The organism is Trichococcus paludicola (assembly GCF_003052295.1).
In the GTDB taxonomy this organism is placed as follows: domain Bacteria; phylum Bacillota; class Bacilli; order Lactobacillales; family Aerococcaceae; genus Trichococcus; species Trichococcus paludicola.
Genome location: NZ_QBLC01000002.1, coordinates 198,532 through 211,547, shown reverse-complemented (window position 1 = coordinate 211,547; position 13,016 = coordinate 198,532). Strand labels below are relative to the sequence as shown.

The 13,016-nt window shown below is 47.1% G+C and carries 11 protein-coding genes; 10 read left to right on the top strand and 1 reads right to left on the bottom strand.

Going from position 1 to position 13,016, the window contains the following annotated elements; genetic code table 11:
• Positions 1-104 precede the first annotated feature (104 nt).
• From pyrR to rpoN, 6 genes are all read left to right on the top strand, one after another.
• Positions 105-644, top strand: coding sequence for a bifunctional pyr operon transcriptional regulator/uracil phosphoribosyltransferase PyrR (pyrR, locus tag C7R56_RS03830; protein ID WP_106449538.1), 540 nt, complete (start codon positions 105-107; stop codon positions 642-644).
• Positions 645-764: 120 nt separating this feature from the next.
• Positions 765-1,541: a dihydroorotate dehydrogenase electron transfer subunit gene (locus tag C7R56_RS03825; protein ID WP_234402569.1), complete on the top strand. Its 777-nt coding sequence runs from the start codon at positions 765-767 to the stop codon at positions 1,539-1,541.
• Positions 1,538-2,467 (top strand): dihydroorotate dehydrogenase, encoded by a 930-nt coding sequence (locus C7R56_RS03820; protein WP_086941438.1) that lies wholly within the window; start codon positions 1,538-1,540, stop codon positions 2,465-2,467. Before C7R56_RS03825 ends, C7R56_RS03820 begins: the two co-directional genes overlap by 4 nt.
• Complete coding sequence (gene pyrF, locus C7R56_RS03815) at positions 2,457-3,170, top strand: orotidine-5'-phosphate decarboxylase (protein ID WP_107995264.1); 714 nt, start codon at positions 2,457-2,459, stop codon at positions 3,168-3,170. Before C7R56_RS03820 ends, pyrF begins: the two co-directional genes overlap by 11 nt.
• Position 3,171: 1 nt before the next feature.
• Entirely contained in the window at positions 3,172-3,804 is a 633-nt protein-coding gene (pyrE, locus tag C7R56_RS03810; protein ID WP_107995263.1) for an orotate phosphoribosyltransferase, read from the top strand.
• Positions 3,805-3,968: 164 nt separating this feature from the next.
• Complete coding sequence (gene rpoN, locus C7R56_RS03805; RefSeq protein WP_159072150.1) at positions 3,969-5,294, top strand: RNA polymerase factor sigma-54; 1,326 nt, start codon at positions 3,969-3,971, stop codon at positions 5,292-5,294.
• A 171-nt stretch (positions 5,295-5,465) separates the two neighbouring features.
• Here rpoN and C7R56_RS03800 read toward each other — a convergent pair whose 3' ends face one another.
• Positions 5,466-7,169 carry an NFACT RNA binding domain-containing protein gene (locus C7R56_RS03800; protein WP_107995261.1) on the bottom strand — a complete coding sequence of 568 codons (1,704 nt, stop codon included), beginning with the start codon at positions 7,167-7,169 and terminating at the stop codon, positions 5,466-5,468.
• A 1,895-nt stretch (positions 7,170-9,064) separates the two neighbouring features.
• Here C7R56_RS03800 and trpX point away from each other — a divergent pair.
• From trpX to C7R56_RS03775, 4 genes are read left to right on the top strand one after another with little or no spacing between them, the layout of a single operon-like run.
• Complete coding sequence (gene trpX / locus C7R56_RS03790; protein WP_234402568.1) at positions 9,065-10,108, top strand: tryptophan ABC transporter substrate-binding protein; 1,044 nt, start codon at positions 9,065-9,067, stop codon at positions 10,106-10,108.
• 5 nt (positions 10,109-10,113) lie between these two features.
• Positions 10,114-11,010: an ABC transporter permease gene (locus C7R56_RS03785; protein WP_107995259.1), complete on the top strand. Its 897-nt coding sequence runs from the start codon at positions 10,114-10,116 to the stop codon at positions 11,008-11,010.
• Positions 11,003-11,797 carry an ABC transporter ATP-binding protein gene (locus C7R56_RS03780; protein WP_107995258.1) on the top strand — a complete coding sequence of 265 codons (795 nt, stop codon included), beginning with the start codon at positions 11,003-11,005 and terminating at the stop codon, positions 11,795-11,797. The genes C7R56_RS03785 and C7R56_RS03780 overlap by 8 nt, the downstream gene beginning before the upstream one ends.
• 19 nt (positions 11,798-11,816) lie before the next feature.
• Positions 11,817-12,671 (top strand): LD-carboxypeptidase, encoded by an 855-nt coding sequence (locus tag C7R56_RS03775; protein ID WP_107995257.1) that lies wholly within the window; start codon positions 11,817-11,819, stop codon positions 12,669-12,671.
• Positions 12,672-13,016: the final 345 nt, after the last annotated feature.

Here is a 13,016-nt window from a genome sequence, read left to right as displayed (position 1 = left end):
GCTAAAAGGTGCATCACATTTTGTATAGCGTCACGTGACTGTACCCTTATGCCCACATGCATAAGGGTATTTTTTTTCATTTTGGCGATGAAGGAGTAGTGGAAATGTCAGAAGAAATCGAAATCATGGATGCCCAGACGATGAAACGCGCGCTGACCCGCATCACACATGAAATATTGGAAAAGAACGACGGCACCAAGAACCTGATTTTGGTGGGCATCAAGACGCGCGGCATCTACCTGGCCAAGCGCATAGCCGAACGGATCAAAGATTTTGAAGGAGTAGAGCTGCCGGTAGGGGAATTGGACATCACGCTTTACCGCGATGATGTGCACCGAGATACGAATGACAACCCTGTGCTGCACGAAACGAACATTCCGTTTTCGGTTGCCGGCAAGCATGTCGTGTTGGTGGATGATGTCCTGTTCACCGCCCGCACGATCCGGGCCGGCATGGATGCGGTGATGGATCTGGGGAGAGCGAAACGGATCACAGTCGCGGTCCTGATCGACAGAGGCCACCGGGAACTGCCGATCAAGGCGGATTACGTCGGGAAGAACATCCCGACATCCCAGGCAGAACAGATTTCCGTTCAGTTGGATGAAGTCGACGGCATCGAAAAAGTTACATTAATCAGAGCGTAAACAATAGGTCGGTGATTCTTTAACTGTGTCCAGAGAGACACAGAAGAATTTGCTTTGAAGCTTGCTCCATCGCATTTTTTTAGATCACCTTTTTTGTCAAAATTAAGGAGGAAAATAATTATGAGTCAAGCTATGATGACAGTCGTCAGCCAGACAGAAATCGCAAAGGATATCTTCGAATTGCGCCTGAAAGGCGCGTTGGTCAATGAAATGGGAGCACCGGATCAGTTTTTGCATATCCGTGTCCCAGGGGATGAACTGCTTTTGAGACGCCCCATCAGCATCGCTTCAATCGATGCCGAAAAGGAAGAATGCGTCATTATCTACCGTACCGAAGGAAAAGGCACCACAATCATCAGCCAGCTTACAGCAGGCGACGAATTGGATATCCTGGGGCCATTAGGCAACGGTTATCCGATCGACATGCTTAAAGAAGGGCAGAATGCTCTGCTGATCGGCGGCGGCATCGGTGTTCCTCCGCTTTATGAATTGGCGAAACAATTGCATGCGAAAGGCATCAATGTGGTGAGCTGCTTCGGTTTCAAAAATAAAGAAGAAGTTTTCTATGAAGAAGAATTTGCAGCATTCGGCAAGGTGAATATCGCGACGGATGACGGCAGCTACGGCAAGAAAGGCTTCGTGACGCAATACTTCGATGAACTGGACGGCTTCGTTCCGGACGCAGTCTTCGCTTGCGGTCCGAAAGGCTTGTTGGTTGCGGTAGCGAAGACATTCGACCCGAGCAAAACCTACCTTTCGCTGGAAGAGCGCATGGCCTGCGGTATCGGAGCCTGCTACGGCTGCGTCTGCGACAAGAAAGACAGCACATCAGCTTATGATAATTTCAGAGTCTGTGTCGAAGGACCGGTCTTCAGAGCAGAGGAGATAGTATTATGAATCGATTAGCAGTCAGTTTACCCGGTTTAGAATTAAAAAACCCAATCATCCCTGCAAGCGGATGTTTCGGTTTCGGCGAGGATTACGGCAAGTTTTACGACTTGAGCCTATTGGGCGCCATCATGACGAAAGCGACAACGTTGGAGCCCCGCAGAGGCAATCCTACACCGCGTTTGGCGGAAACACCATCCGGCATGCTGAATGCCATTGGATTGCAGAATCCTGGTGTTGAGGTCGTTGTTGCACAGAAGCACACAGCGCTTGAGAAATACGATGTGCCTTTGATTTCGAACGTCGCCGGAAACACAGTCGATGATTATTACCAAGTCTGCAAAGCCGTTTCCCAATCACCGAACGTCAAAGCGATCGAATTGAACATTTCTTGCCCGAACGTCCATAAAGGCGGACTGCAGTTCGGCACCGATCCGGAGATGGCAGCTGCCGTAACGCGTGCGGCTAAAGAAGGTGCAACCGTTCCGGTTTACGTCAAATTATCACCGAACGTTACGGATATCGTCGAAATCGCCAAAGCGGTTGAAGCAGCCGGCGCGGATGGTATCTCAATGATCAACACTTTGGTGGGCATGCGCATCGATCTGCACACACGCAAACCGATCATCGCCAACAAGACGGGTGGCCTTTCCGGTCCTGCCATCAAACCGGTAGCGATCCGCATGATCTATCAAGTGGCGCGTGCGGTCAATATTCCGATTATCGGGATGGGCGGCGTCTACACGGTGGATGATGTGCTGGAAATGTTCATGGCTGGAGCAAGCGCAGTCGGCGTCGGCATGGCCAACTTCACCGATCCATTCGTTTGCCCGAAATTGATCGAACAGCTTCCGCAACGCATGGACGAACTGGGCATCAATAGCCTGCAGGAATTAATCAATGAAGTGAGAGAAGGCATCCTCAATGAACGATAAACCGATAATAGCGTTGGACTTTTCAACGAGTGAAGAAATCAAGGACTTCCTTTTGCTATTCAAAGATGAGTCGCTATATGTAAAAGTGGGTATGGAACTGTATTACCAACACGGAGCGGAAATCGTGAAAAAAATCAAGGAAATGGGCCACGAAATCTTCCTGGACCTGAAATTGCATGACATCCCCAACACTGTTCACCGCGCCATGAAAGGCTTGGCCGCATTGGATATCGATATGGTCAATGTCCATGCAGCTGGCGGTTCGGAAATGATGAAAGCCGCTAAAGAAGGTTTGATCGCAGGCACCCCGGCAGGAAGCGCCGTTCCGAAACTGATTGCGGTCACACAATTGACATCCACTTCCGAAGAAGCGATGCAGTCAGAACAGTTAATCAAAGTCAGCCTGCAGGAGAGCGTCCTGCATTACGCAGACCTTACCTGCAAATCCGGACTCGACGGCGTCGTTTGTTCCGCATGGGAAGCGCGCATGATCAAGGATCACACGAATGATGACTTCATCTGTTTGACACCGGGTATCCGCCCGGCCGGTAGTGCGGTTGGGGACCAAAAGCGTGTCGCGACACCAGGGCGCGCAAGAGAAATCGGCTCAACCTTCATCGTAGTTGGTCGTCCGATCACCCAGGCGGCCGATCCGGTTGCAGCCTATCACGAAATCAAGAACCAATGGAATGGAGCGGAATAAAATGACGATAGCAAAAGAAGTAGCAAAATCATTATTGGACATCAAAGCAGTGAGCTTGAGCCCGCAAGACCCGTTTACTTGGGCATCAGGTTTGAGAAGCCCGATCTATTGCGATAACCGTGTGACAATGAGCTTTCCGGCAGTGCGCAAACAGATTGCGCAAGGATTGGCTGATCTGATCAAAGAAAAATACCCGGATGCAGAAGTGATCGCCGGAACTGCGACTGCAGGCATCCCACACGCAGCTTGGATCGCTGACATTTTGGACTTGCCGATGGTCTACATCCGCAGCAAAGCGAAAGACCACGGAACAGGCCGCAAAATCGAAGGCAAAATTACTGAAGGCCAAAAAATGGTCGTAGTCGAAGACTTGATATCCACTGGCGGCAGCGTCATCGAAGCTTCCAAAGCAGCTGAGCTGGAAGGCGCAAACGTATTGGGTTGCGTCGCTATCTTCACTTATGAATTGGCTAAAGGAACGAAAAATTTTGCCGATGCCGGTCTTGCGATCGACACGTTGTCCAACTACAGCACATTGCTGGAAGTTGCCCATGAAACAAACTACATCTCCGAAGCAGAATTGGAGTTATTGAAAGACTGGAGCAAAGACCCTGAGAACTGGTTCAAGGGTTAATCCTACGTCCGAATAGTTGCCATGTCAAACCCGGCAAACAAGATCTGGAATCTTGTTTGTCGGGTTTTTTGATTCATTTTTTGCAAGTAAGCGCTCCAATGGTGGTATACTGGTTCCATGTATTTTTAGACACAGAAGACCAGAACAGAGAAGAGGTGATAGTGATGGCGAGGCAGGAATTCCAGCTGAAGCAAACGCAACAACAATCGATCAAGATGACGCAGCAGTTGCGACAGGCATTGCACATTCTGCAGATGCCCATGTCGGAACTATCCAGCTACATAGAGGACCAGGCATTGGGTAATCCGTTGATGGACATCAAAAAGCGGGCATCGGACACGGGCGCTGTGGCCGTCTCCAATGTATACACGGCGGATAATCAGACGCCCTGGTATGAACGCATGGAAAGCAAGAATCAATCCCTCTATGATTTTCTGCATGAACAGATCTATCTGAACATGAAAAACACGCCGCTCAGGCAGCTGGTTCTGTTTCTCATCCGATACGTGACGGATGACGGCTATTTGGATATCAAGCTGGAAGAGGTTGCGGAGGCAACTGCGGCCGAGGAAACGGAAGTGTTGGATGCCTTAACGCTCCTGCAACAGTTGGATCCTCCCGGTGTCGGTGCCCGAGACCTGCAGGAGTTTCTGATGCTGCAAACCGAAAGGGACGAACAGTCGCCCCCGCTAGCCTACTACATACTGGAAAATTATTTCAAGGAGCTATCTACCTATCGCTTGGAGTCGATTAGGGACGTCGAGGAGATCGAACATGACGAACTGATCGAAATCATCACCTACATGAGCAAGCTGCAGACGAAGCTGCAGTGGGAGACCGTATTCGAGGAGACGGTCTTCATCGAACCAGACATCCATGTAGCAATAGCCGAGGACAACTCACTGGACGTCTCGTTCAATCAAAGCGGTCTGCCATCGGTTGCGTTCAACGAAGACTATTACAGCGAATTGCTGGCGTTGGCGGATAAAGATATGAAACGTTATCTGGAAGAAAAAAAGAAAGAAATATCCTGGATTCAGCAGTGTGTTCTCCAACGGACACAGAACGTCATCAAAATAACGGAAGCCATCCTGCAGCTGCAGACGGATTATTTCTTGGAAAAAGCCTCCTCGATGAAGCCTATGACGATGAAAAACATCGCCAAACTGACGGACCTGAGTATTTCGACGGTAAGCCGGGTCGTGAACGACAAATACATGGCGACCCCGAAAGGCATCTTTGAATTGCGCTTTTTCTTCCGGAGCGGTTTTATGAAAGAGGATGACGGAGATCAGGTAGCCATCTCATCCATCGTCATCCAAACCGAAATAAAGCAAATAGTCGGCAGCGAAGAAAAGTCAAAGCCGGTTTCCGACCAGGTGATTGCCGATCATTTCACCGCGCAGGGAATCGACATCTCCCGTAGGACAGTGGCAAAATACCGCATGGGTTTGGGCATTCCCTCCAGTTCGAAAAGAAAAAGGCCATAATTATGTCAATCGGTGAGTGGTTAACAAGACGATTAATGGATGAAAGTAGGGATGATGCGATCATTTGCAGGCATATGAAGAGGCCCGAGAAATATTTCTCGGGCCTCTTTGCACGCTTTAGGAGAAGCGAACTTTGTATTATCGATTTTGCGATGCAACGGTAATCTGCTCTCAATCGGCCTTCAGCGTCCGGACCAGTTCCTTATCCGGTGTTACATAAAGGGTTTTTTGCCCTTCGTAGATGACGAAGCCGGGTTTCGCACCGTTTGGTTTGCGTATGTTCTTGACCACAACGTAGTCGACAGGCACGTTCGAAGAATTCTGGAACTTGGAATAATAAGCGGCCAATGTCGCCGCTTCAAAGAGCGTCTCCTCGGAAGGGTAATTGCTTTCGATGATGACATGCGAACCGGGTATGTTTTTCGTATGCAGCCAAATATCCGATTTTTTTGCCGTCTTCAGCGTCAGCTGGTCGTTCTGCACATTGTTCTTTCCGATCAGGATGGTCGTGCCGTCCGATGACAGGAATTTGTGGGGCTTGCTGGTTTTGTGTTTTTTCTGTTTACCTTTGTACTTTTTCTTCAAATATCCAGATTCGCGCAGCTCGTCCTTTATGTCCTCCAAGTCCTGCGGGTCGGAGAGTTGGATCAGCGTTTCGATGGATTCCAAATATTCGTTCTCTGCATGGGTATGTTCGACCTGCTCATTCACGTATGCGACGGCAGTGGTGAGCTTCTGATATTTGGAAAAGTATTTTTGGGCATTCTGGGAAGGGGTCAGCGCTGGATTCAAAGCAATCGTTATCGGATTCTCATCATCGTAGAAGTTGTTGAGCGTCACTTCCATATCGCCTTTTTTCATTTGATGCAGATAGGCCGTCAAGATCTCTCCCTTGATCCGGTAGACATCAGCTTTTTCCGTCTCCAACAGCGTCTGGTCCAGCTTCTTCAGCTTCAGCTGATTCTTCTTGCGTTCCGTGTTGACGACATGGAGCAGCTCGGAAGCCACTTGGTTGATGCGGTCCCGGGATGCTTTTTCATCATAGTAGGCGTCCAACAATTCGCTGAGGCTGTCGTAATGCCTTTTCTCTCCCGGAAGACTCCGGAACGGGAAGGGTGTAAAATGTTGTTTCTTTGCGGATTCCTCGGTCAATGTAGGGATAGCTGTGTCCAGCTGTTGTTTAAATGCGAGAATCGCATCCGCTGCAGACAACCCATCCTGCTCCGTATAGTAGCTGATTTCCATTGCGGAATCGCTGCCCAAGCCCTGAAAAGCTCCTTGCAATGATTTGAACAGCGGTAATTCATCGTTGAATGTGGCTGAGACAGATGCCAGTTCCTCCTTTTCCATCTCAAAAGGGTTCGCTTTGTCCTGATGGGGCGGCAACTGATAGGCGACGCCTGGATGCAGCGGACGGAAACTGTTTTGGTAAAACGGCACATGCTTCAGACAATCGATGATCATCCTGGTTTGCTTATCGATCAGGAAGATGTTGCTGTGGCGACCCATCAATTCGATGATCAATTCCATCTGGCGCTGGTCGCCGAGTTCATCGAAATTTCGGAATGAGAAAATGATGATCCGGTCGTTGCCCAATTGTTTGATGTCTTCGATGTAGGCACCCTCCAGATTTTTGCGCAGCACCATACAGAAATTGGGCGCTGAATCGGGGTTGGATAAGTTATCATTGATTACTTGTATCCGAGCGTAGGATGGGTGAGCTGACAGCAATACCCGTTTGTTTTTCCGATTGGCCCGTATGGTAAGAATAATTTCGTGCTGAAACGGCTGATAGACCTTACTGATCCTTCCGTTTTCCAGGTCGCGGTTCAATTCCTTGACCATGGCACGTGTAAATACACCATCAAAAGACATGAAAACACCTCCTAGTACATGTCAATATACGCCTTTCATTATACCATATCATCTCCGCCGTCTGGCGTGTTTCTTCATTGTGTCATATTTTGGTGCAAACCATAAGGGAAGGCGCACTTGGTATGTACCTATATTATCATTCACCGGATGACAGATATCCAAAACGGCATGCGGAAAGACAATGTACAACCCTAACAACGGAAAAATACACAAACATAAGTTTCGTTATTTTTGGTAATCTCAGAATAAATAAGAAACGTGCGAAAATATTCGGGTTTTTACTTTTATTTTTCTAAAAGAGGTAGATTTAGAAATAAACACATGTTGTAAACGAACGGTCGCTAAAAAATGCGACAACTACAAAGTGTATTCAAACAAGAATAGTATCAATTCGACGATGGGCTCCAGTTACTGCTGGTCGCCAAGTGCATCGAAGTTCTGAAAACAGAAAATGAGGATCCGGTCATTGCCTAATTAGTGAATCTCTTCGATGATTTCTCCTTCGAGTTTCTTTCGGAGCACCATACAGACGTTCCAACGTCCTGAAAGGCAAGGGGAGTTATTCGTTTTTTTGACATTCAAAATTCGGGAGGGGGGTGGATGAAAACAAAATACTGTTAGTTTCCCAAGCGAATACTCAACATAGTGCTATTATATTTGATTTTCAGAGTTTGCCGATTTTTAATAAACAACAATGCAAGTTGTGTTGGATATCTCATTCAAAAAATGTAAAATCCTCGTGAACAAAGTGTAAAGATAGTATGATGAAATGCTTATACATAGGTATCGTCAGCATTCCCAACTGATTTTCCGGGTGGATAGATCTCGAGAAATCCGTTTTATCAAATGACACCATATAAATTGAATCCTGGACAGGCATCAGGCTGATTTTTGCGACTGATTATATAAAAGTAAATAAAATAACATTTAATGTTGCATTTACGATTATAGTGACTTATACTAAGAAAGTAATCGAAACATGAATGCAATTGTAAACGCTTACTGTACGGTATTTTTGAATGTCAGCACCACTATGATTGGAGCCCGTCATAATGGGGGCCTGTTGTTCATTCCTAATAATCAACAGATAGTTATTTACATGTAGCTTCATGCGGTGTTGCAGAAGAAAAGGGTTGCGATATCCAAAATGAAACCATCGCGACAGCTTAACTTGGCGGCTTGTCGCATATCAACAATCTCATTACTGTGTATGGTAATGAGGGATAACCTTGGGGGGATGGAGTACGTAATGGATGAATCAACAAGATTGCAAGGTGTGGAGTTTTGCTCAGTTATTCATAAGCTATATTTTGCAGATGTATACTGCCATTATTCAATGCATATCCGTCTTTTATTCTGCACACTTCGATTACACGTACACGCGAAACAGGTAAGATCATCTCGAAAGCCAATATCAACTTCCCCCACGAAGTTTTTTTGGGCCATTCAAGGGAAAAAAATGACCGCAGGAGGTTTCCTGGGTCATTTTTTTGTTTTTTTTTAAGGGTGGGGAAGGTAATATGAGAATACCTCATCTTTTTCTAATCCTACTCTTGACTTTGTTTTTCGCATTGGTTACTATTAAATTATCAATCATATAGAGGAGCAATCATTTATGTCAACATTTACTCGCGTTTCCAAAGTGAATTTTTTCGATTGGCAAAGCCACGTGGAGTAGGTTGTTCTTTGTGACGTATTGATTGTCCGTAGATACAGCCTCAGATGAAACATCTGAACAGTATCTATGTGGATTACTAAAGATATTTAAGCCGCCACATAGACAATATCGGTCTGTGTGGCGTTTTCTGTATTCAGCCGCCATACTTGGGTTCAGATGGCGGCTTTTTTATCACCTTTTTACAGAATAAGAAGCAGAAAAATTGGAGGAATCAGAAATGAAAAAACTATTCAGAGCACGGGCAAGTATCTTGACCCTAATGGCAGCAACAGTATTGATGGCATGCGGCAATACAGAAGGCAATAATTCGGACACCTCTTCAGACGGTTCCGCAGCAAGCTCAACCGACAGCATCAATCCGGATTTGCCATACATCGGCATTATGCAATTGACGACCCATCCGGCACTCGATCAGATTGGGGAAGGCATTATCGACCAATTGGAAGAAGCCGGTTATGTGGACGGCGAAACGGCAACAATCGATTTCCAGAATGCGCAAGGCGATCAGTCCAATATGCAGTCGATAGCAGAGCGGTTCGTTTCGAATGACGCGGATATCATGATCGGCATCGCTACCCCTGCAGCACAAGCGTTGGCTAATGCATCCAGCGATATTCCGATCATTTTGGGAGCCATCACTGATCCGGTAGCTGCCAGTCTAGTGGCATCTATGGAAAAACCGGGCGGCAACATCACCGGCGTCAGCGACAAGACTCCGGCGCGCGATCAATTTGTTCTGATTCAACAATTGCTTCCTGAAGCCAAAACGATCGGTATCCTTTATTCATCGGCTGAGGACAATTCAATCAGCTCCGCTAAAGAGGCTGAGGAAATTGCTGCTTCATTAGGCTTGAAGACAATAACAAAAACTGTCACTTCAACGAACGATATCGCGCAAGTCGCTGAAAGCCTTGCTTCTGAAGTGGATGCCATCTACGTACCGACAGACAACACCATTGCAAGTGGATTGGCGACATTAATCCCGGTTGCGGATTCTTACAACATCCCGGTGTTCCCTGCTGTGGACACAATGGTTGAAGAAGGCGGGTTGGCGACAATCGGTTTGAATCAATATGCATTGGGCACCCAGACTGGTGCTGTGGCAGCTGATATCTTGGCGGGAGCCGATCCAGCTACTTATCCTGTACAATACGCGACAGGCATTCAATTGGTCATCAATCAAGCGAAAGCGGACCAATTGGGTATCACGATTCCCGATGATGTCGCACAGAACGCCATCTTTGTAGGTAAAGGAGAGTAGACTGAATGAATATGATTATTTCCGCCGTCTCCCAAGGATTGCTTTGGAGTATTCTGGCGCTTGGTTTATTTGTAAGTTTCCGTATTTTGGATTTGGCCGACATGACAACCGAGGGTGCGTTTCCCCTCGGCGCGGCTGTGGCTGTTCAAGCCATCACTTTAGGGGCGAATCCTTATATCGCTATTATATTTGCCATCATTGCTGGCAGCTCAGCTGGCTTGATCACTGGTTTTTTAATCACAAAATTGCAGATTCCCAGTCTTTTGGCAGGTATTTTGACGATGACCGGACTCTATTCCATCAACCTGCGCGTGATGGGGAGAGCAAACATCAGTCTGTTGGGTAAAGATACGATTTTCACAGTTTTCAAAAATATGAATCTTCCCAGACATTTCGACACGATCACAGTGGGCTTGTTGGTGGTAGTCCTGATCATCGGGCTCTACGTCATCTTTTTCAAAACGGAATTCGGTCAAGCTGTCATCGCAACGGGTGACAACGAAGCAATGGCCCGCTCATTGGGCATTTCCACCAACACAATGAAAATCGTCGGCTTGATGATTTCGAACGGGATCGTCGCTTTGGCGGGATCCATCATCGCACAGGACAATGGCTACGCCGACATCAGCATGGGTATCGGAACGATCGTCATCGGTTTGGCTTCGATCATCATCGGCGAAGTATTGTTCACGAATGTCTCTTTCAAAATGCGTTTGGTTTGCCTGATGCTCGGTTCGGTCCTGTACCGCCTGATCATGGTCATGGTATTGGAAGCAGGTATGAACCCGAATGACTTCAAGTTGATTTCAGCTGTATTGTTGACCTTCTTCTTGGCGTTGCCGAAAATCAAGGAAACTTACTACATGTACTCATTGCGAAAGAAGGTGAAGCGAAATGACTAATCAGGAAGCGATGTTGACGATGTCACATGTCTCCAAAACGTTCTACCCTGGTTCACCAAATCAGGTCAACGCACTGCAGGACGTCAATCTGACTGTCAGACAAGGTGATTTCATCACTTTGGTCGGAGGCAACGGAGCCGGCAAATCAACCCTGTTGAATGCCATTTCCGGGAACTTTCTGCCTGACACAGGCGATATCATCGTAAACGGACAAAATGTTACCTTCTTCAAAGAAGACAAACGGGCGCCTTACATCAGCCGGGTCTTTCAGGATCCCAAAATGGGTACCGCTCCACGGATGACAGTACAGGAAAATTTATCCTTGGCATACCGCAGAGGGCAAAAACGGACGCTGCGCTTCGGGACATCACAGGAAGAAAAAGGATTCTTCAAAGAGGAACTGAAAAAATTAGGCTTAGGACTGGAAAACCGGATGGGCTCAGAAATTGGGCTCTTGTCCGGTGGTCAGAGACAAGCTATCGCTTTACTGATGGCAACGATGAAACGCCCGGACATCCTGTTGTTGGATGAACATACGGCAGCTTTGGATCCGAAAACGGCCAAATTGGTTCTGGAATTGACGAATCAACAAGTGCTCGACAACAACCTCACCAGCATCATGATCACCCACAACCTGCAGGACGCCATTCAGTACGGCAATCGTATGCTGGTGCTGCATCACGGTCAAATCATGAATGATTATGACGCTGAAACGAAGAAAACATTGACGCCCGAAAAAATATTTGCTGAACTTCAGGAATTATCCATCCAAGATATCTTGCTCTGACAGAAAGGTAGTGATCTTTATGTGGCATCCGGGAGATGCGATCGGCTTCATCAGCTGTTCGAACGGATTGACGAATAATGATCGCTCGCAGGAAATCGTTTCGTCGCTAAGCCGGAAACTCAAGAATGATTTTGGCCTTGAGACCTTAATGAGTGACGTCCTTTTTCTGGATAAAGAGACACAGCAAACCGAGGCCCCTGCATCCCGTGCAGGGGCTTTATTGTCCCTTTACTCTGATGCGAGCGTAAAAGCGATATTTGATTTATCCGGTGGGGATTTAGCCAATGAAATATTGCCTTATCTCGATTTTGAGATCATCAAAAACAATCTCAAGCCTTACTTCGGCTATAGCGACAATACTGTAATCGTAAATGCAATTCAAGCCAAAACCGGCATCCAGAACATCCTCTATAACCCGAAAGTGCTTGTGAGTAAGGCGGAAGCGTTCCAAACTCAAGCCCTACGTGATTTGATCGACCAAATCGATGCTGATTGGACTGGAGTATTTAAAATAGGCGATCATCGCGCCTCTAAGCAATCTGCAACAGTTTTTGCAGGCGGGAATCTGCGTTGCTTCCTGAAGTTGGCAGGGACCCCTTATTGGCCGGAATTGGAAAACAAAGTGCTTGTCCTTGAATCGGCAGGCGGCAGATACGAAGCGATGTGTAGCGGTTTAGCGCAACTGGAGCAGTTGGGGGCATTCGGAAAAATCAACGGCATGCTGATCGGACAATTCACACAACTGGCTTTGGACGATAAAATGCCTGCCTTTCTGAAAGTGTGCCGAAACTACGCATCTCGGTACGGGTTCCCGGTATGGGAAACGGACCTCATCGGACATGATGACTATTCCAAGCCGATACGCATCGGCTGAAGGGATTTTGTTTTGCCTGATTGAGAAAAAACACAACATCCGCTTAGCCAGCATTGACAAAAGCGATTGTGCGCGTTATTATTTTAGCAACAGAATGAATTTCCTTTAACGAGAGTCCAGAGAGACTACTAAGGAGCATATCAGGCCTACTGCGCCTTTATCATGACTTTATGCCCATTGTCTCTTTGACCATGGGCTTTTTTTCTGGAGATTTATCCTATCGCACAACTTAATAGCGAATGTGAGACTTTAAGGGGGTCCAGTGAGGCCCGCAAGGTCACTAGATGGCCGCTCTGTATCCAAATATGCGAGCGGCTGGCCTAGAACCTGAAGAACTTACAAATT

Bases quoted from the DNA above. Each gene is read 5' to 3' on its own strand.
- pyrR (WP_106449538.1), top strand. From the start codon at position 105: ATGTCAGAAGAAATCGAAATCATGGATGCCCAGACGATGAAACGCGCG.
- C7R56_RS03825 (WP_234402569.1), top strand. From the start codon at position 765: ATGAGTCAAGCTATGATGACAGTCGTCAGCCAGACAGAAATCGCAAAG.
- C7R56_RS03820 (WP_086941438.1), top strand. From the start codon at position 1,538: ATGAATCGATTAGCAGTCAGTTTACCCGGTTTAGAATTAAAAAACCCA.
- pyrF (WP_107995264.1), top strand. From the start codon at position 2,457: ATGAACGATAAACCGATAATAGCGTTGGACTTTTCAACGAGTGAAGAA.
- pyrE (WP_107995263.1), top strand. From the start codon at position 3,172: ATGACGATAGCAAAAGAAGTAGCAAAATCATTATTGGACATCAAAGCA.
- rpoN (WP_159072150.1), top strand. From the start codon at position 3,969: ATGGCGAGGCAGGAATTCCAGCTGAAGCAAACGCAACAACAATCGATC.
- C7R56_RS03800 (WP_107995261.1), bottom strand. From the start codon at position 7,169: ATGTCTTTTGATGGTGTATTTACACGTGCCATGGTCAAGGAATTGAAC.
- trpX (WP_234402568.1), top strand. From the start codon at position 9,065: ATGAAAAAACTATTCAGAGCACGGGCAAGTATCTTGACCCTAATGGCA.
- C7R56_RS03785 (WP_107995259.1), top strand. From the start codon at position 10,114: ATGAATATGATTATTTCCGCCGTCTCCCAAGGATTGCTTTGGAGTATT.
- C7R56_RS03780 (WP_107995258.1), top strand. From the start codon at position 11,003: ATGACTAATCAGGAAGCGATGTTGACGATGTCACATGTCTCCAAAACG.
- C7R56_RS03775 (WP_107995257.1), top strand. From the start codon at position 11,817: ATGTGGCATCCGGGAGATGCGATCGGCTTCATCAGCTGTTCGAACGGA.